13 protein-coding genes are annotated in these 19,595 nt (G+C 33.3%); 1 reads left to right on the top strand and 12 read right to left on the bottom strand.

Translation table 11 applies throughout. The features are described from left to right. Positions 1 to 3: 3 nt before the first annotated feature. Positions 4 to 2,082, bottom strand: a complete 2,079-nt coding sequence (locus V5J73_RS00825) for a recombinase (RefSeq protein ID WP_338646920.1) — start codon at positions 2,080 to 2,082, stop codon at positions 4 to 6. A gap of 407 nt (positions 2,083 to 2,489) precedes the next feature. Here V5J73_RS00825 and V5J73_RS00820 point away from each other — a divergent pair, with 407 nt between their 5' ends. After that, entirely contained in the window at positions 2,490 to 2,957 is a 468-nt protein-coding gene (locus tag V5J73_RS00820; protein ID WP_338646918.1) for a CYTH domain-containing protein, read from the top strand. A 1-nt stretch (position 2,958) separates the two neighbouring features. Here the strand turns inward: V5J73_RS00820 and V5J73_RS00815 are convergent, their stop codons facing one another. From V5J73_RS00815 to uvrC, 11 genes are all read right to left on the bottom strand, one after another. Beyond that, positions 2,959 to 3,441, bottom strand: a complete 483-nt coding sequence (locus V5J73_RS00815; RefSeq protein ID WP_338646917.1) for a septal ring lytic transglycosylase RlpA family protein — start codon at positions 3,439 to 3,441, stop codon at positions 2,959 to 2,961. 82 nt (positions 3,442 to 3,523) lie between these two features. Beyond that, complete coding sequence (locus V5J73_RS00810) at positions 3,524 to 3,958, bottom strand: hypothetical protein (RefSeq protein WP_338646915.1); 435 nt, start codon at positions 3,956 to 3,958, stop codon at positions 3,524 to 3,526. Positions 3,959 to 4,050: 92 nt separating this feature from the next. Beyond that, positions 4,051 to 7,296, bottom strand: a complete 3,246-nt coding sequence (locus V5J73_RS00805; protein ID WP_338646913.1) for a TonB-dependent receptor — start codon at positions 7,294 to 7,296, stop codon at positions 4,051 to 4,053. A gap of 377 nt (positions 7,297 to 7,673) precedes the next feature. After that, positions 7,674 to 9,326, bottom strand: a complete 1,653-nt coding sequence (pgi, locus tag V5J73_RS00800; RefSeq protein ID WP_338646912.1) for a glucose-6-phosphate isomerase — start codon at positions 9,324 to 9,326, stop codon at positions 7,674 to 7,676. Positions 9,327 to 9,513: 187 nt separating this feature from the next. After that, a complete protein-coding gene (locus V5J73_RS00795; protein WP_338646911.1) occupies positions 9,514 to 10,734 on the bottom strand; it encodes a M23 family metallopeptidase in 1,221 nt (406 codons plus the stop codon). Between the two features lie 11 nt (positions 10,735 to 10,745). After that, positions 10,746 to 11,690, bottom strand: a complete 945-nt coding sequence (locus tag V5J73_RS00790) for a tryptophan 2,3-dioxygenase family protein (RefSeq protein WP_338646910.1) — start codon at positions 11,688 to 11,690, stop codon at positions 10,746 to 10,748. Beyond that, the gene (locus V5J73_RS00785) at positions 11,690 to 12,460 is read right to left on the bottom strand and encodes a DUF3108 domain-containing protein (protein WP_338646909.1); all 771 of its coding nucleotides are present in this window, start codon (positions 12,458 to 12,460) and stop codon (positions 11,690 to 11,692) included. Before V5J73_RS00785 ends, V5J73_RS00790 begins: the two co-directional genes overlap by 1 nt. A gap of 295 nt (positions 12,461 to 12,755) precedes the next feature. Then, positions 12,756 to 13,916, bottom strand: a complete 1,161-nt coding sequence (gene hppD, locus V5J73_RS00780; RefSeq protein ID WP_338646908.1) for a 4-hydroxyphenylpyruvate dioxygenase — start codon at positions 13,914 to 13,916, stop codon at positions 12,756 to 12,758. Positions 13,917 to 14,168: 252 nt separating this feature from the next. Then, the gene (locus V5J73_RS00775) at positions 14,169 to 15,326 is read right to left on the bottom strand and encodes a homogentisate 1,2-dioxygenase (RefSeq protein WP_338646907.1); all 1,158 of its coding nucleotides are present in this window, start codon (positions 15,324 to 15,326) and stop codon (positions 14,169 to 14,171) included. Between the two features lie 185 nt (positions 15,327 to 15,511). Further along, the gene (locus tag V5J73_RS00770) at positions 15,512 to 17,710 is read right to left on the bottom strand and encodes a patatin-like phospholipase family protein (protein ID WP_338646905.1); all 2,199 of its coding nucleotides are present in this window, start codon (positions 17,708 to 17,710) and stop codon (positions 15,512 to 15,514) included. A 76-nt stretch (positions 17,711 to 17,786) separates the two neighbouring features. Next, positions 17,787 to 19,586: an excinuclease ABC subunit UvrC gene (gene uvrC, locus V5J73_RS00765; RefSeq protein ID WP_338646904.1), complete on the bottom strand. Its 1,800-nt coding sequence runs from the start codon at positions 19,584 to 19,586 to the stop codon at positions 17,787 to 17,789. Positions 19,587 to 19,595: the final 9 nt, after the last annotated feature.

Here is a 19,595-nt window from a genome sequence, read left to right as displayed (position 1 = left end):
AAATTATTTTTCATCTTCAACGTGTAAATAATTCTCTACCACTACTGATTTATTTTTCTTTTCTGTTGGAAAAAAGAAGCTCATTGGTCTTGACTTAAAATGATTCCAAATGGAAACTGTTACAAATCGCAATTCGAATAATGAGATGGCTCTTGAACGAAATGCTAGTCCTAGCGAAAGACTAAAACTTACTATAAAGTTAACCAATCCTATAACACCAATACCAAAAATACCCCAGAATAACATGGAGTCACTTACTGCATAATTTGCCCCATATAATGCCAGAGCAAGGTTTCCGCTTCCAAAAGTAATATGTCGAATATCCAGATTCAAACCTAAAAACAAACCAACAGATGCTGTACTTCCCATGAATATTCCAAACCAAAAATTTGAAATAATGCCCGCCCATCGTTTGCTATATAATTCGGCAAATTTAACCGTTCTATCTTTTCCGAAACTCTTTTTCAGTAAAGGATGCTCTGTAATGCGAAAATACACTTGATTGTGCTTATCTCTATTGGCAATACTACCTGAAATGATTCCTGATAAAAATAGAAACACACCAGCAATAGCTGCATGAAATATAGCTAAAGAATGAATAGGACTCAAATCAATAAGCAGCCCTTCCCATTTACTCGCAGCGATATTGTACTGAAACAGATAATCAATACCCCAGATTCCAAGTAATGAAACTGGAAACGCCATGATTACATTCCCCACAAAAGCAACAAACTGAGAACGAAATACGCGCGCAAAAAGAATAGCAAAAGCTTTATACTTTTCAGCATCTTTTCCTTTTTTTATAACACCTTCTTCTAATGCTTTTATCAAAGCCGAAGCGGTCATTGCTGGTTGCTTTGTAGCAAGCGTAAAACCTAAAAGATATATAGTAATAAATCCTAACGCATAATTCATGCTATACAGAAAAGCATGTCCAAAAAAACTAGTATCTACCTTAGAAAGTAACACTTTGACAATACATAAAATCCCTACTATAAATCCTCCGCCTAAAGCAGTTCTAAACATTTTAAAATACTCTTGACGGCTTTCTGTAATATACTGTTCCCCCGTCTTAGCCGTATGTTGCGTTATTTCATAAGAAATCAATTGCGTACTCTCGCTAATAAATTTTCTAACATTGCTCTTATAGCAATTGTACTTAATTAGGTGCAAAACCAATGTAATTCCGTTATTTCTTTTATCACTCGTTTTTTCTACAATCAATAACGGAAATAAAGACTTGAGGCGTACTAATTGTTGTCTGATTTTTAATAAATTCTGATTTACACGAAGTGAAATTCCATACTTTGAGCTGTTGTGAAATGCTTTCTCTACAAAGTCTTCACATTGTTTATGCAAAACCAACAGCTGTGCATAGGACAAATCATCAGGTTTGATATAATGGTTGTTTGAGTTCCTAATTCTATCTTGAATTAGAAATAATTCCTTTTCAAAGGCTGTAAAAGGACTTTCATAATCGTCAAATTCTGGTACCATTTTGATAACATCTGTTTCCAAGGCACGACCACTGATTCGTTGTGTAATTAAATCCATGGCTACTAATACTTCTGATAGCATTGAATTTGGCGCAACATTATCATAAATTGTTTTGAATTTTAAGATGCGATATAATTCCTCTAATTGATTGGATGGAATTTTGTTAATCCAAATTGTATCATTAGCCAAATAGAAAACTTGGTTGAGAATATATTCTAAAGTATCTTTTTGCGGTTGATATGGCAAAAACTTAGCAAATATCCTTTTTTTAACTTCAAAAATAAAGTCTACATCTTGCAAAATTGCCGCATCAGAAAGTATTTTATTGAATTTTTTATCTTTTACTATTTCTTTCAGGTATATTGAGAATTGCTCTCTACAAGTATCATTTGCATTAAAAAAAGAAATGATTTCTTGCAAATCAACTCTTTTCAAGTCTTTAATTTTCAAAGGTCTAATAAGCCTAATTAATTCAATTAAGGGCTCAAGAGGATCCTCTATTTCTCTCCAAGATTGACTCTTATCAAAATACTTGAATAGAAGTGTTGCTGGTGTTGGTTTGGACTTTACTTTAATAATTGACATATATAGAATTCATTCGGTTTTTGTAAAAATACAAAGAGACGCCCTAACATCGTTTAACTTATTCATAAAATAACTGTTAAATGAAGCGTATAAATTACATTTTCTTTAATCATTCAAAATCGTAGCAGGTAGTTGAAAACTAACTAATCCCAATCTACCATTCTCGTTTTGATTTTATACTCTAGACGAAAGGGAATAGAGTACTAAAAATAGAAATATTTAATACCTTTGAAACTCTGAAATAGCCCTGATAGAAGTGAAAATCTTCGATTGAAAACAACTATTTTTTCTTTTTAATAAAGAGCGACCCTAGAAGCTCCTTTAATTAAAAATAGAAAAAAAGTTTTATGATTGAGAAATTGTAACGAATAGCTGGAAATAGCTCTAAATAGATAGACAAAATTAAAATGATTGAAATAGAAAGAAAATTTTTAGTAACCAATGATTCGTTTAAAACAGCTGCTTTTTCACAAAATCATATTGCGCAAGGCTATTTAAGTTCGGTTCCAGAACGTACCGTTCGAGTGCGTATAAAAGGCGACAAAGGCTATTTGACCATAAAAGGGATTTCAAATGATTCTGGGATGTCACGTTTTGAATGGGAAAAAGAAATTTCTGTTACTGAAGCAAAGGAATTACTATTGTTGTGTGAAAAAGGGGTTATTGACAAAACTCGTTTTGAGATCAAACTAGGCAATCATATTTTTGAAGTGGACGAATTTTACGGTGATAACGAAGGATTAATTGTGGCTGAAATTGAACTTAAATCTGAAATGGAAACTTTTGAAAAACCTAATTGGCTAGGTGAAGAAGTGACAAACATTACCCGTTATTACAATTCCTATTTAAGCACTAATCCCTACAAAAACTGGTAATTTAATTGCTTAATACTGCTATTGTCACTTGCATTCCACCACTACTTTTATTGGAGGCAATATCCATAAATGCGCGTTTTGAAAGATCAATCTCTCTAGATTTCACGAATGGTCCTCTATCCGTAATTTCAACAATTACAAACTTTCCATTTTTTTCATTGGTCACTTTTACTTTTGTACCAAAAGGAAGTTTTTTGTGTGCAGCAGTATATTTGTTATTATCGAATTTTCTCCCGCTCGTAGTTCGTCTTCCATTAAATTTATCGGCATAATAGGATGCATGAGCTTCTTTTTTATAGATTTTAAATTTCCCTAGTGAGGTTATCAAAGAATCCATTTTGTTTTCTTGTAATTCTATTGCTGCTTTGCCTTTCTTGATGGTATCTTTTTGTGTTGCTGCTTTTTGTTTTTCTGAGATAGTGCTTTGGCTGCTGACTAAGCTAATAATTGCAAGTAAAAAAAAGAATGTTATTGATTTTTTCATATATATCGTATTAGTTAAATCTATTTTACAAAAACCATACCTAGATAAAAAAAGCCCTATTTCTAGAGCTTTTTTTGGTTTTTTAAAACCAAATTTTCCAAGGAATCCTACTTAAGATTAGCAACAATCCTAAACCAAAAAAAATAGAAAACGTTTTGAATTTTGCTTCACTAGTTAATAATTTTTTATGTTTTGACCAACCAATTGTAATTAATGTTATGGCAATAATATTTATTAATGGATGCTCTAAAGCTAGTAATCTACTTTCAGTTGTTAATCCTCCCATTCCAACTGCTTCAATCATATTCAAACCGTTAGGAGACACAAAATATAAAATGAAACCAACTAATAATTGAGTGTGTATGGCTATTAAAGCAAACAAGGCTATTTTCCTATCTTTAGAAGTAAAGTCTTTTTTTGAAGACAACCCAATTAAGGAATTAATCACTGCAATTACTAATACTAAAAGTGCTAAATAAGCCCAACCCGAATGGAATTTTTGAATAAAATCGTACATAAATGATGTTTTTGTTTTAACAAATATAAGAAAAAAAGGCATAAAAAAACCCTCATTTCAATGAAATGAGGGTTGTTTTATTTTAAACTAAACTAGTTGAACGTGTAACGAACACCAGTTTGCATTTGCCATCTTGAAGAGTTCAAACCTACATCATCAACTTGATTAATGTTGTTTGCTACAGCTGGATTAAAACTAAATGTTGGAGTGTTAGGGCTACCTGTTACGAAACCAACTTGTTGAAGTAATTGCACTTGGTCGTTACTTGTGAAATATCTTTTACCCCAATTTTTGTTTAAAAGGTTTGTGAAGTTAAAAATATCTGCAGTAAATTCAAGTGTGTGTTTCTTTTTACCAACATTGATAGTAAATTCTTGAGCGAATTTTAAATCTATAACGTGACTTGTTTTTAAACGGTCACCGTTGCGCTCTGCATAATCTCCTTTTCTACCTCTTAAGTAATCATTACTCTCAATAAAAGCGCTTAAAGCATCCCATTGTTGTTGTGGAGTTAAAGTATTTGAAGCAGTAGAAACAAGTCTAATTTCGCTTTGTGCAGCAGGAACATAAATTAATGCTGAGTTAGAGAATGTATCTTGTAACAAACGACCAGAATCATTATAAACATAACTAATTGGAGTTCCTTGAGCACCTTCATAAAATACACCAATTCTAGATTTAGTGAATTTATTCCATTTGAATGTTGCATTACCATTAGATACAATTCTTCTTCCTGGATCGAAATCAGATCTAGAAAGTGCTAAATAATTTGCACCATTAACAGTCTCAGTATTATTCCATTGTGAACTGTTTTGAGAAGAAGTAGCATCCAATAAAACAGTAGATTTACCGTAAGAATAAGTTCCAGAAATATTAGCATCAATAAAATCAGATCTAAAGTTTTTAGTCAATGTGAAAGCCAAATTATAAGCTTTTCCTTCACTTGTATTAGACCCTAAGTAAACTCCTAAATATGAGTTATCAACTCTAGTATTTCCATTATAACGTGGTCTTGTATCTGCACCAGTCAAACTACCAGTAGCATTTCCAATATTTAAGTTTTCATAAGTTACAGCACTGATATTATCATTGTATGTAATTTCAGATGTAAAAACAAAACCTAAAGGTAATTTTTGATCAACAGCAAAACTTGCTTTGAAAACTTGAGGTAATTTAAAGTCTTTTGCGAACAAGTCAATATTTCCACCTGTACGTCCTGAACCTGGTCTAGGAAAAGATGCTGGAAGTGGTGCAATTTGGCTATCAACACTTGGATTAGGATTAAAAACAGGCATTTGACCTGCACTAGTAATTTGAATAGCACCTTGAGTTACCCCATTATTGTTATAAGTACCACCTGGCCATACTAATGGCAATCTTGAAGTAAAGACTCCTAAACCTCCTCTAATTTGAGTAGATTTTTTTCCATTTAAATCATAATTAAAGCCTAAACGTGGGGCAAAATGAGCTGTAGTATTAATTCTTTCTCCAACTCTTGCTCCTTGCAAATCTTTTCCAGCTGCTTGCAACAATGGAATTGTTCTGTTGTTAAAATCATCGTTACCTAAACCATTTTCCCAAACTGGTACATCAACTCTTACTCCATAAGATAATTTAAAATTATCTGATACTCTCATATCATTTTGGATGTAGAATCCAAATTGCTTAGTACCAAATTCAGCAGCTCCTTGAGAATCGTCTCCGCTTCCTCCGATTAAAGAGTAGTTTAAGATATATCTGTTCGGTTTTCTGTCAAGCAAGAAATCATCTAAAGTAGCATATCTGTAAGAACCAAAATTGTTTCCAAAGAATACGTTTTTAGATTGTGAGAATTCATTGTGAGTACCAATAGTAATTTTATTGATTCCAGTATTGATTTCAAAATTATCCGTAATAGTCAAAATCTTTTGGTCTAAAAGATTCGCAGTAGAAAACCCTTCTGCTCCAAAGAAAATACTTTGATTAGCTCCGTCAAAAATCTGTACAGTTGGGAATGGGTCTCCAGAAGGATCTCTATCATCAGCAACTGTAGTGTAAGCTACTACTAAATTATTAGAAAATTTATTTCCAAATCTTGAATTTAGTTCTAAAGCAGTAGAATTCGTTTTAGAATTAAATAATTGACTACCGTTTATGAAATTAATAGCAGTTGCAGAAGAACGGCTTGGAGAAAATTGCTCAGCAGTAACATAACTGTGTTTTAAAGACAATTTATGGTTGTCATTAATATTCCAGTCTAATTTACCAATGATTTTATCACTAACTAAAGTTCTTACATTATTTTCAAAAGATCCTGGATCATAACCATAAGTAGCTAATTTAGCTCTTAATTCTCCCAATCTACTTCCTGACAATCCAGTGTAAGTTGAAGGATCAAAAGGTTGTGGTGTTTCATTGTCTTGTTTTTCATAATTAACAAAATAAAACAATTTGTCTTTTATGATAGCTCCACCTGCACGAACTCCGTAAGTTTGAGCTGAGAAATCCGCTAATTTTTGTCTTCCGTTTGCTCCTGCTAATGAAGGAGGTGTTTTTGCAGCTAAAGACTCATCTCTGTTCAAGAAATAAGCTGAACCTTCAAAATTATTTGTTCCTGAACGTGTGATTGCACTAATAGCTCCACCTGCAAATCCAGATAATTTAACATCATAAGGTGCAACACTCACTTGAAATTGCTCGATAGCATCAATTGAGATAGGACTTACTCCTGTTTGACCACCATTTGTTCCGTTTGCAGCCAATCCAAAAACGTCATTACTTACAGCTCCGTCAATATAAATTGCATTAAATCTGTTATTTTGACCACCAATAGATAAAACATCATCTCCTCTTAATTGAGCTTGTGGTGTTAACCTAGCAAAGTCAGAAATATTTCTAGACAAAGATGGTAATGCTTTAATTTTATCAGAATTGATTACTGTTTGAGCTCCAGTTCTTTGAGAATTAAATGTATTATCTCTTGAAGTTCTAACTACAACTTCTTGCAATTCATTTGATTCTTCTGCTAAAACAACTTTAAAAGTTTTGTTTTCACCTAATTGAAGATAAACATCATTGTCTACAAAATTTGAAAAACCTACAAATGTTATTGTAACCTTGTATGGTCCACCAACTCTCATATTTGAAATACTAAAATTACCCGTACCATCAGTTGATGCAGAGTAACGAGTACCAGACGGTGTATGAACCGCTAGAATTGATGCTCCCGGTAAGGTTTGAGAATCCTTATCGTAAACATTACCACTAATAGAAGAATTAGTGTTACCCTGTGCGTAAATATTAGGGTTAGCGCAGAATAATACCGCTAGCACAAAAAACAACTTTAATAATTTTTTCATATTGTTTAGTTTATTAATATTTGGCAAAAATATAACATTTTTACTTTAATAAGTTAACACAACGTTAAGAATGGCATTATTTTTAAGCTGGATATTTCACTTAAAACAATATTTATAGCATTTTAAGTGAATAATGAATTTTTTAATAACTATAAATGCTTTTTATTAAATTATTCACATATAATTTTCAATAATCGACATTGAAAAAAATAACATAAATTTTAAAAAACTACTATAACAGAGTCACTTATCCATAAAAAAGCCCCGATTTAGATAAAATCAGGGCTTTTGAAACTTTTAAACTCTTAAAAAAGAGCTGTGAAATCGAAATCTTATGAAAATTTATAAAATTTTAAGAATTTGTTTCAAAATTAACACTACTTATTCAGCAAAAAATGATTCAATAAAAAAGTTGTGGAACTGTCATGACTTTTGACCGTTTTTGTATTAATTTCTTCTAAAATTGAATTTGCTAATTGTTTTCCTAACTCAACTCCCCACTGATCAAAACTAAAAATATTCCAAATAATTCCTTGTACAAAAATCTTGTGCTCATACAAAGCAATCAACGAACCTAAAGTTTTTGGCGACAACTTTTGGATTAAAATGGTATTCGTTGGCTTATTCCCTGAGAAAATTTTAAAGGGCAAAAGAAATTTAGCTTTTTCCTCTGAAACACCTTGTTCATCAAATTCAGCTTGAACTTGCTCTCCTGATTTTCCATGCATTAACGCTTCTGTCTGAGCAAAAAAGTTTGACATCAATTTATCATGATGATCATTGTCTCCATATAAAGGAGTTATGAAACCAATAAAATCTGCAGGAATCAATTTTGTCCCCTGATGAATTAACTGGAAAAAAGCGTGTTGCGCATTCGTTCCCGGTTCTCCCCAAATAATAGTTCCTGTTTGATAATTTACTGGCTTCCCGTCACGTCCAACACTTTTTCCATTACTTTCCATCGTTCCTTGCTGTAAGTAAGGAGCTAATTTTTGCAAATATTGTGTGTAAGGAATCAAAGCTTCACTTTCGGCACCAAAAAAATTGTTATACCAAACACTCAATAAAGCCAATATTACCGGCATATTTTTGTCGAAATCAGCTGTTTTGAAATGTTCGTCCATTTCATTTGCCCCTTGCAACAATTCATCAAAATTATCGTAACCAACGGCTAAACTTATCGTAAGTCCAACAGCACTCCATAAAGAGAATCTTCCGCCAACCCAATCCCACATGGGAAATACATTATTTGGATTTATCCCAAACTCTGTTACTTTTTGGATATTGGTCGAGACCGCAACAAAATGTTTAGCAATATCTTCTGGAGTTGTACCAAAATCTTTTGATAAAAACCATTTTCTGATTGTTTCAGAATTAGTCAACGTTTCTTGTGTGGTAAATGTCTTGGAAACAATTACAAAAAGAGTCGTTTCGGGATTTAGCTTTTTTATAATCTCATTTACATGATCTCCATCCACATTTGAAACAAAATGAACGTTAAGTTGATTTTTATAAAATTGTAATGCTTCAACAGCCATAGCAGGACCTAAATCTGAGCCTCCAATACCTATATTAACAACATCCGTAAACTGTTTCCCCGTATAACCCGTTCTTTCACCCGAAATTACTTCAGTCGTAAATTCCTTTATTTTTCTTTTTACTTCATAAATCTCAGAAACTACGTTGTTACCCTCAACATTTATAATTGCTGATTCTTTAGCACGTAGCGCAGTATGAAGCACTGCTCTATTTTCAGTTTGATTGATTATTGCACCATCAAAATAGTCTGCAATAGCACTTTTAAGCCCTACTTCATCTGCTAATTCTAATAACAACTGAAGCGTTTCTTGATTGATAATATTTTTTGAATAGTCAATTAAAAATTCATTCCATTTTAAATTGAATTTATCAGTTCTACTTGCGTCCAATTGAAATAATTCTTGCATAGAAGCTTTTTGCATCTCTATGTAATGCAATTCAAGTTTCTTCCAAGCAAACGTTTCTGTTGGGTTTATTGTATTTAAAGCCATTTCTAAGGTAGTTTGTAGTATTATTTTAATTTGGCAAAAATACTGAAATTAGTTTTAATGCTAAATGCCTTTTCAATTATATAACAATTTAGCAGGAAAAACACTAAATAGTAATCATTCAATAAGCATATAAAAGTTGCTTTTTTTTAAAGAAAATAAATGTTTTTAGTCCAATTATATTGTAGAACTATAAATTAGCAACACTATCTAATTGGAATTTTAGCGGAGTTATTTGCTTAATAAAACGACTTTTATTATTTCCGGTCATAGGTTCGCCGGTTGGTAATTTTAACCTCAACGCATCAACCTGTACCCCATTTTTCCAAAATCGATAACATACGTGAGGGCCCGTTGCTAAACCTGTACTTCCTACTAAACCAATAACCTGTCCTTGACTGACACGTTGGCCGCGTCTCACGAGTATTTTAGACATGTGTAGGTATTGCGTTGAAAAGGTTCCGTTGTGTTTTACTTTTACAAAATTTCCATTTCCGGCTGTAAAACCACTTTGCTCCACAACTCCACCAGCTGTTGTGGTAATAGGGGTGCCACGTGGCGCTGCATAATCCGTTCCCTTATGCGCTTTCCATCTATGTTGAACTGGATGAAAACGACTTGATGAAAACCGAGAAGATATTCTACTAAATTTTATAGGCGATTTTAGAAAGAAATTCTTTAACGTTTTTCCTTGTTCATCGTAATATTCAATTTTATCTGAATCCGGATTTTGAGCAAAAGGAAATGCGTAAATAATTTTCCCTCTGTACTCAAAAAAGGAAGCTTCTAGTTCTTCCACTCCGTCATAAATACTATCGTTTATGAATCGCTCCGTAAAAGTTATCGCAAAACGGTCTCCTTTTTTGAGTTTCATAAAGTCAATGGAATAGGCATAAATTTTAGCTATTTTACTAGCCAAAGCACCTTCAATCTTGGCATTGCCTAAAGTTTCTGATAATGATTCTTTCAAAACTCCTCCTATGGTGCGCCGCTTGATTGTAATAGGTTTTGTTTTTTTATACACCACAACAGCCGTATCGCGTAAGTCCACTACATAATAATTTAAGGCATCTGGTTGATAAATAAAAACCTGCAAGTCGTTTTTCTTGTTTTTTGAACGAAGCATTGTAAAAGGCTTATTTAGTCTAATGGTTCTCACATCAAAAGTGTCTCTTACCTTAGCAATGATATCATATACTTGTCGCTTTCCAATATTTTGTTCTTCCAGCAAAGTTCCAAAAGTGTCACCTTTTTTTATAGTATCATGAATGACATTAAAATCAGCATATACAAAACCAAACTCACTTTTTTTGGGAGTAAGTTTCACTACTTTTTCCTTAACTATTTCCTCCGTTTTATTGCATGATACTAAAGAAAATAATGCTATTATAACTATAAATATTTGTTTCAAACCGTGTTTTTTTATTCAACCTTCATTTCTACACCCCAATTCTCTAATTCATGACTACTCCACAATTCCGGGAAGAAAATTCTTCTTTGGTATTTAGGATGCATGTATTTTTTCCAATCACTTCCACCAGTAGCTTCACCATCACCTTTTCCGCTTTGATCAATATATTTTTTTGCTGTATTTAAATGTTGCATTACCCAAGTAATATTTACTGTATGATCATAATGACGCATCGCTTGAACTAAATCCGGATTTTTTTGATCCAAATCAGGTAATTGTTTGAATTTTTGCCAAATATTAATGGTGTTATATTCCTCCATATATGCTAAGAATTCTTTTTTATATTTTCTTTCAAATTCCTCTAGTAGATATGATTTTTTACCGGTATGGTAATCTTTTCCAGCTGCCTGCCAATACAAATGCTCTAAGGCAAACTCATAAGGTGTATTTCTATCTATTGAATCTCTATAACGGTGATCGATAAGATTTATTAGGTCTGTAGAGGAAAATTCTATTAAACGGTATTGTGCACTTTGAAAACCACTAGCAGGAGTTAGCGTATTTCTAAATTTCATATATTGATCTACTTCCATTCCATCTCCCATAATACTGAAAGAGGTCGTTAACATATCAAAATAGCGACTAATTCTCATTAATCTTTCAGTAAAAAAATCAGTTTGAATATTTTCACAATAGGAAATCTGTTTCATTTCCCATAGTATCATCTTAAATATCAACTCATTAACCTGATGATACATGATAAAAACCATTTCGTCAGGAAGTGTGGTTCTTTGTACTTGAAGACTCAACAATGCATCCGTTTGAATATAGTCCCAATACGTGATTGGTTTTGACCATAATAAACCTTCCAGTTGCGTTTCTGTTTTTTGATTTATTGCTTGGTATTTTATTTCAATTTCTTTTAAAATCGCTTCTGAACTATCAATACTATTCATTATTTATTTGTTTTAAAAGGATTTTTTAATCCTCTATATGCCTCTATATCTGCTTTTATTGAACCTACTGCTAAGCTGGCTTTTATTCTAATTGGCAGTTTATTATCATCATCTGAAATCCAAACCGTAAGACTTTCTTGCTCTTTAAACACACGACCTGATTGCACTAAAGGTCTGAACACCATTGTTGACACTTCACCAAATTTAGTAGTGATATTTTCACGTCCTATAAATTTGAGTTTAAACTTGGTTGTTTCATCATCAAAAAACATATCAATCGCAACAGATTCTCCTATTCTTAACTTATCAATTCCAGGATAATTCCTTAGATAATAAAAGGTAGACAAAATGTCTTGTGTGTTTTTAGGAACGTAAAGCGTTTTTTCTGTTTTATGCTTGTAATCTTTTACAAGAACTTTATTTGTAGACTGATTAAAAAAGCCTTCTTGGTTTTTAGTATATCCGCCTTCATTAATTTTTCGGACAAACTGATATGGGTTCCTAGTATCCTTATCAATATAGCTTTCGTATAAATCGTCTACTTTAAAAAAGAATCGAGACATTCCTGTAGTATAGCCTCTACCCACAACATGAAAGGTCTTTTTGTTATTTAGTGTAGCATCTTTTACCTCTAATGTGGCATAACCGGCATTTACTATTCCATAATGAATTCGAAATTTAAACCACTCACCCACATCATAAGCATCCTCTTTCGGAGAATCAAAACTTACGGTCATTACCACTACAAAGAATAGTATTATTTTTTTCATCATTACTTTATTCGTCAATTTATTGACTCTAATAGCAAATTTTGTTCCAAATATATTAAAACAAAAAAACTCAGTCAAATAATGACTGAGTTTTTATGCTATTAACTAACCAAAAAACTATAAACTATGAAATTTATATGAAATCAGGAAGGAAACCACCCCTTCCCTTTTTGCGAGTGCAAAGGTAGCTAACAAATTCAGTTTTTTTAGTGAAAAATAAAGTTTAACACAACATTTATATAAAAACACGCTGTTCATCGGTTATTTTTTCACAATATGTAAAAATAATGCTTTTTTACAACGTTCCTCGCAATTGTTGTTCTCTCTCAATTGATTCAAATAACGCTTTAAAGTTCCCTGCACCAAACCCTTTTGCTCCCATTCTTTGGATAATTTCAAAAAACAATGTTGGTCTATCTTGTACCGGCTTAGTAAATATTTGCAGTAAATATCCTTCTTCATCAGCATCAACCATAATGGCAAGCTTCTCGATTTCATTCAAGTCTTCTTTCATCATTTTCATGTGATCGCCCAATCGCTCTGGAATAGCTTCATAATAAGTATGTGGAGGAGCAGATAAAAACTCGACTCCTCTTGCTTTCAATTGTGACACTGTTGTGATAATATCATCGGTTGCTATTGCGATATGCTGAATTCCAGGTCCACCATAAAAGTCTAGGTATTCTTCAATTTGTGATTTCTTCTTTCCTTCGGCAGGTTCGTTGATTGGAAATTTGATTCTTCCGTTTCCATTTGACATTACTTTACTCATTAACGCTGAGTATTCGGTATTGATTTGTTTGTCATCAAAAGAAAGGAAGTTCACAAATCCCATTACCTCTTCATAGAACTTCACCCAAGTATTCATTTCATTCCAACCCACATTCCCTACCATGTGATCGATGTATTTTAAACCTGTTGGCTCTGGATTGTAATCGGATTTCCATTCCTTGTAGCCTGGAAGGAAAACACCTGTATAATTTTTACGCTCCACAAAAATATGTACCGTTTCTCCGTAGGTATAAATTCCAGAACGTACTACTTCTCCAAATTCATCTTTCTCTACCGTTGGCTCCATAAAAGAACGCGCACCACGTTTCATTGTTTCTTCGTAAGCACTTGTAGCGTCTTCAACCCAAAGAGCGGCTACTTTCACTCCATCACCATGTTTTCTCAAATGCTCATGAATAGGAGAATCCTGTGTTAACGGTGTCGTTAAAACGATACGAATCTTGTCTTGCTTCAGCACATATGATGTTCTGTCGCGCACTCCGGTTTCTAATCCGGCATATGCCAATGACTGGTAACCAAAAGCGGTTTTATAATAATGTGCCGATTGTTTTGCGTTTCCTACATAGAATTCTACATAATCGGTTCCTAATAGCGGAAGGAAATCTTGTGCTCCTTCGAATATTTTTTCTAGTCCGTATTCTACTGATTTTACTTCTTTTGACATGATATTTATTTTTGATTCGATACTTCTAGTTTTGGAACACGGATGACGCGGATAAAACTGATGTACACGGATTTATTAATTTAAAAAAATGTTGTTATATATTCTTAAGCCTAGCCCTGATAGTAGTGAAAATCCTTTTTTGAGGTTTTTCAACCGAAAAAAAGATTGCAACGAATAGCAGGAAATAGCTCCTTCTTTCGACTACGCTCAGGATGACAATTGTAATGTGATTGCTTCGTCCCTCGCAATGACTTATTCTACCCAAGATTTATAGTACTGACCATCGTCCAATCCCATCGCTTCTTCGGTGACCATCAAAGGGCGAAACGTATCGACCATTACAGCTAATTCGTGAGTTTCTGTATGACCAATACTGCGTTCCATGGCTCCCGGTGCGGGTCCGTGTGGAATGCCTTTTGGGTGCAATGTAATGTGACCTTGCTCAATATTATTACGACTCATGAAATCCCCATCTACATAGTACAAAACCTCATCGCTATCAATATTACTATGATTGTAAGGCGCTGGAATAGATTTTGGGTGATAATCGTACAACCTTGGAACAAAAGAACAAACGACGAAAGTTGCCGTTTCGAAGGTTTGATGTACTGGTGGCGGCTGGTGTACACGACCCGTTATTGGCTCAAAATTATGAATGCTGAATCCATAAGGGAAATTATATCCGTCCCAACCCACAACATCAAAAGGATGCGTAGCGTAAACTACTTCATGCATCATTCCTTCTTTCTTGATTTTAATTAGGAAATCGCCTTTTTCATCGTGCGTTTCTAACTCGTTTGGCAAAATGAAGTCGCGTTCGCAAAATGGTGAATGCTCTAAATGTTGCCCTGATTCGTTTTTATATCTTTTTGGCGTATAAAAAGGCGCAAATGATTCCACGTAAAATAATCGGTTTTCTGGAGAATCAAAATCAATTTGATAAATCATTCCGCGAGGAATAATCAAGTAATCACCGTATTCGAAAGGAATATTTCCCATCATAGTGCGTAATTTCCCTTTTCCTTTATGAATGAAAATCATCTCATCCGCATCGGCATTTTTATAGAAATAGTTGCGCAGGGATTGCCTTGGTGCTGCTAATCCTATCGTACAATCTTTATTGACAAGCATGGGTTTACGGCTGTCCAGAAAATCGTCTTCGGGCTTTAACTCAAACCCTTTTAGTAATAACGATTTTATGTTTTTTCCAATGGCGATTTTAGGCTCAACAGAATAGGATTTTAGAATTTCCTTTACTTGCGTTGGTCTATGAACATGGTATAATAATGATGAATGACCATGAAAACCTTCTGTTCCAAAGAGTTGTTCGTAATACAAACCGCCATTTGGTTTTTCAAATTGTGTATGTCTTTTTTGGGGAAAACTCCCTAATTTATGGTATAAAGGCATGATTTTTTTGTTTAAAAGTGTAACAAATTAAAGTTGAGATTACTTTATAATGTGCTATGATAAATCAAAAAAAGGAGTCCTTATTCGGGATTTCTCTTGATAAGGAATTGAAGATACTCTAATAAACCTAGCCATTTTGTTTTCATTATAACAAATATCGGAATTAATATTGAATTAAATTACAATTAAAACATAAACCCGATACTAAACCACGTATATCCTTTTGCATTTTCTGGAGACCAAGAATGTTTTATTTCTATAGGTCCAATTACGGTTTCCAAACCATAACCTACTGCATAACCTGAATATTTAGGAATTGAAACCCAATCTACTGTTTCAAAAATTCGATCTCCAACATTAGCAAAATTTGCCGAAAAATTGAAATGATTGTTTTTATAAAACTCATAATCAATAGTCCCTGTTGATTTTATGTAACTATTGGCTGCAATACTCAAATAGTCATATCCATAAAAATATTTGAAATTATTTATAGGATTGTAACCGTAGCCTCCCAAAATAAAATTAAAAAAAGAAACACTTTCATTCCCGAATGAAAAACCAGCATCGGTATGAAATTTAACCGTTGCATTTTTAAAAAGTGTTGCCGCTACCCCAAAATCAGCTTTTGCAATCGAAAAAGGTTGAAAATCTCCTGTATAATTGGAAGAGACTAAATACGATTGTATATCACCAGAGAAGAACCATCCTTTTTTAGGAAAATATTTATTATCATAAGAATCAAATCTCATATAACCAAAAAGACTCAAGTAATTACTGTTGTCAATTACAGGATCTGTATTGGCTAATGTTTCCGACTTTATTTTCAAATATTTTAATTCTATTCCGCCACCAATTAAAAATTTCTGAACAAAAAGCGATTGAAAATAAGCCTGATTTGTCAGGTCGTGAAAATCAACATTAATAGCATTTACACCCAAGGCCTCTAAATCTATGCTGCTTATTTCTTTGGCTATATTTCTATTAAATTGATTGAATTGTGATTTAAAACCAAAACTTAAATTAAACCCATTCTCTATGTAGTAATCTAAATTATACCGGATATTATCTCCCAAAACGATATCAAGAGAAGTCCTATCATTCTTAAACAAAGTTTTTTTGTGTGTTAGATTAATCAAAACAGCACTCTTGAATAAATTGTCATAATGTAATCCAAATTTCAAATACGTTTTTGACGGATTTTCTTTTAACGTTAGATTTAAATCATCTCCGTTTTTATTTTTATCTAATGAATAAGAAATAGCACTAAAATTTTGAGTGGCATTGATATTGTTTATTCCCTTCAACAAATCATCGTAACAGGTTTTAACTCCCGGTTTAAATCGCAACTTACCAATCACGTATTCCTTGGTATAATTATCTAATTCATTGCTGTTGATATTTACAATCTGCAAGCTATCAGTGACTAATTTTAAATTCGGTTTTGTATAGGGATTCGATTCATCAACCAGTCCTTTTATTTTTTCATAAACAGAGAATGTGGCTTCTTCCCCTTTTCTAATAATTTCTTTTCCTTTATCAAAAGACACTACACCATAATCCTTAATGTCCGGCTTGATATAAACATCCGTTTTATCTACATTTCTTTTCATCCTTTCAATGGACTGAAGATTTGTAATCTGAACCAAAATTCTCGTGGCATCTTTGAGTTGTTTTCTATCTAATAAATCATCTTGAACATCAACCCCTATGATAATATCTGCGCCTAATTTAAGAACCTCCTCAATAGGATAATTATTAATCACACCGCCATCTACAAGCAACTTCCCGTCAATTTCTACAGGAGAAAACAAAGATGGAAATGCAGAACTTGCGATCATCGCCTGCGCTAGATTTCCTTTATTCAATAAAACCTGTTCTCCAGTTTCTATATTAGTTCCAATACATAAAAACGGAATGGGAAGTTTATTAAAATCTTTTATATGTCTCACGTTTCTTGTAATTCTACTCAACAAATTATAATTATACATTCCTTTAGACAATGCTTCAGGAATACCAATTTTGAACTTATTGAACGGCAATACCAATGCGTATAACTCGTCATTCCTTTTTTCGTAAAAATTTTTAGAAGATCGAGGAATGAAATCGTTTAGTAATTCATTAAAATTAGTGGCTTGAAAAATAGAATCAATCTGACTGGCATTATAACCCGAAGCGTAAAGGCCTCCAATAACGGCTCCCATACTTGTTCCGCCAATGTAATCAATCTTGACACCGGCTTCTTCCAATACTTTTAAGACTCCAATATGTGCAAATCCTTTTGCTCCGCCACCACTTAAAACTAAACCTATTTTTGGTTTCTTTTGCTCTTGCGAAAACGCAGTCAAACTAGCAAAAACAAGGAATAACAGCGTGATTTTCTTCATAAACAGCAATATTGGTGGTATATAGAATTCAACAATAAAAGACAGTATTTGTCCAAATATCAAGACTCTAAATTAATCATTCATTTGTAGCTTTGTAAAATTCGGTAATTTTTTTGGCTTTAGACATACCTATAACGTCCGAAATTTCTTTTTCTGACGCTAATTTCAATCTTTTAACACTTTTAAAATGTTGAATCAAAGCCAACATGGTTTTTTCTCCAATTCCCGGAATACTTTCTATAGAAGAATTCAGTGCCGCTTTACTCCTTTTGTCTCGGTGATGGGTAATCCCAAAACGGTGCGCTTCGTTTCGCAATTGCTGGATTACTTTCAAAGTTTCAGATTTTTTATCGAGATATAACGGAATAGAATCCCCTGGATAAAATAGTTCTTCCAGTCTTTTTGCAATTCCAATTATGGCTATTTTTCCTCTCAAACCCAATTCGTCGATACTTTTCAACGCCGATGACAATTGCCCTTTTCCACCATCAATAATAATTAAATTAGGTAATGGTTGATTTTCGTCTAGTAATCGTTTGTATCTTCTGTAAACTACTTCGGTCATCGAAGCAAAATCATCCGGTCCTTCGACTGTTTTTATATTAAAATGACGATAATCTTTTTTACTTGGTTTCCCGTCCTTGAAAACTACGCAAGCCGCAACAGGATTAGTCCCTTGAATATTCGAGTTATCAAAACATTCGATATGTCTAGGCTCTACTGGCAATCGCAAATCTTTTTGCATTTGCGCCATGATTCTTTTTGTATGGCGATCCGGATCTACAATTTGAAGTTGTTTGAGCTGTTCGATGCGGTAAAACTTAGCGTTTCGAATCGACAAATCTAGAATTTGTTTTTTGTCACCTAATTGCGGAACAGTAATTTTTATAGTTTCTCCTAAATCAACGTGAAACGGAACAATCACTTCTCTAGACAGCAATTGAAAACGTTCTCTTAATTCAACAATCGCTAATTCTAATAATTCCTCGTCAGTTTCGTCGAGCTTCTTTTTGATTTCCATCGTATGGGAACGAATAATCGACCCATGAGAGATTTGCAAGAAATTCACATAGGCTGCGCTTTCATCTGAAACAATAGAAAACACATCGATATTAGTAATTTTGGGATTTACAATCGTAGAACGCGATTGGTAATTCTCTAAAATTTCAATTTTTTCTTTTATTTTTTGCGCTTCTTCAAAATGCATTTCGGCCGCCAGATTTGTCATGACCCGTTTGAAATCTTTCATGCTTTCTTTGAAATTTCCTTTCAAGATTTCCCGAATCGCATCCACTTGCTTTTGATAGTTTTCAAGCGTTTCATACCCTTCACAAGGCCCCATGCAATTGCCAATATGATATTCAAGACAAACCTTAAATTTTCCGCTATCAATATTACTTTTACTCAAATCATAGTTACACGTGCGCAGCGGATACAATTCTTTAATCAGTTCCAAAATTGTGCTTACGGTTTTAAAACTGGTGTACGGCCCAAAATATTCCGATCCATCTTTGACCATTCTTCTGGTTGCAAAAATGCGTGAAAAAGGCTCTTTCTTGATGCACAACCACGGGTAACTTTTATCATCTCGCAACAAAACATTATAACGGGGTTGTAAGGTTTTTATCAGGTTGTTTTCTAATAAAAGCGCATCGGTTTCGGTAGGAACTACAATGTGTTTTATGGTGACAATCTTCTTAACTAACACATTCGTTTTTGCCGTATCATGAATTTTATTAAAATACGAAGAAACTCTTTTTTTTAAATTTTTAGCTTTACCCACGTATAAAATCTTCCCTTCCTTATCATAATATTGATATACACCAGGACCATCAGGCAAGGTTTGAATTTGTAAAGCTAAAGTCGTTGGATTCATGTAACAAAG

It is taken from the genome of Flavobacterium sp. KS-LB2 (assembly GCF_036895565.1).
Lineage (GTDB): Bacteria > Bacteroidota > Bacteroidia > Flavobacteriales > Flavobacteriaceae > Flavobacterium.
Note: the sequence above shows the minus strand (reverse complement) of the source record. Positions and strands in the feature narration are given on the sequence as shown.

What these genes read in the sequence shown, in the direction of transcription:
- uvrC (WP_338646904.1), bottom strand. Translation starts at nt 19,586, where the DNA reads ATGAATCCAACGACTTTAGCTTTACAAATTCAAACCTTGCCTGATGGT.
- V5J73_RS00770 (WP_338646905.1), bottom strand. Translation starts at nt 17,710, where the DNA reads ATGAAGAAAATCACGCTGTTATTCCTTGTTTTTGCTAGTTTGACTGCG.
- V5J73_RS00815 (WP_338646917.1), bottom strand. Translation starts at nt 3,441, where the DNA reads ATGAAAAAATCAATAACATTCTTTTTTTTACTTGCAATTATTAGCTTA.
- V5J73_RS00790 (WP_338646910.1), bottom strand. Translation starts at nt 11,690, where the DNA reads ATGAATAGTATTGATAGTTCAGAAGCGATTTTAAAAGAAATTGAAATA.
- V5J73_RS00775 (WP_338646907.1), bottom strand. Translation starts at nt 15,326, where the DNA reads ATGCCTTTATACCATAAATTAGGGAGTTTTCCCCAAAAAAGACATACA.
- V5J73_RS00810 (WP_338646915.1), bottom strand. Translation starts at nt 3,958, where the DNA reads ATGTACGATTTTATTCAAAAATTCCATTCGGGTTGGGCTTATTTAGCA.
- pgi (WP_338646912.1), bottom strand. Translation starts at nt 9,326, where the DNA reads ATGGCTTTAAATACAATAAACCCAACAGAAACGTTTGCTTGGAAGAAA.
- V5J73_RS00820 (WP_338646918.1), top strand. Translation starts at nt 2,490, where the DNA reads ATGATTGAAATAGAAAGAAAATTTTTAGTAACCAATGATTCGTTTAAA.
- V5J73_RS00785 (WP_338646909.1), bottom strand. Translation starts at nt 12,460, where the DNA reads ATGAAAAAAATAATACTATTCTTTGTAGTGGTAATGACCGTAAGTTTT.
- V5J73_RS00825 (WP_338646920.1), bottom strand. Translation starts at nt 2,082, where the DNA reads ATGTCAATTATTAAAGTAAAGTCCAAACCAACACCAGCAACACTTCTA.
- V5J73_RS00805 (WP_338646913.1), bottom strand. Translation starts at nt 7,296, where the DNA reads ATGAAAAAATTATTAAAGTTGTTTTTTGTGCTAGCGGTATTATTCTGC.
- hppD (WP_338646908.1), bottom strand. Translation starts at nt 13,916, where the DNA reads ATGTCAAAAGAAGTAAAATCAGTAGAATACGGACTAGAAAAAATATTC.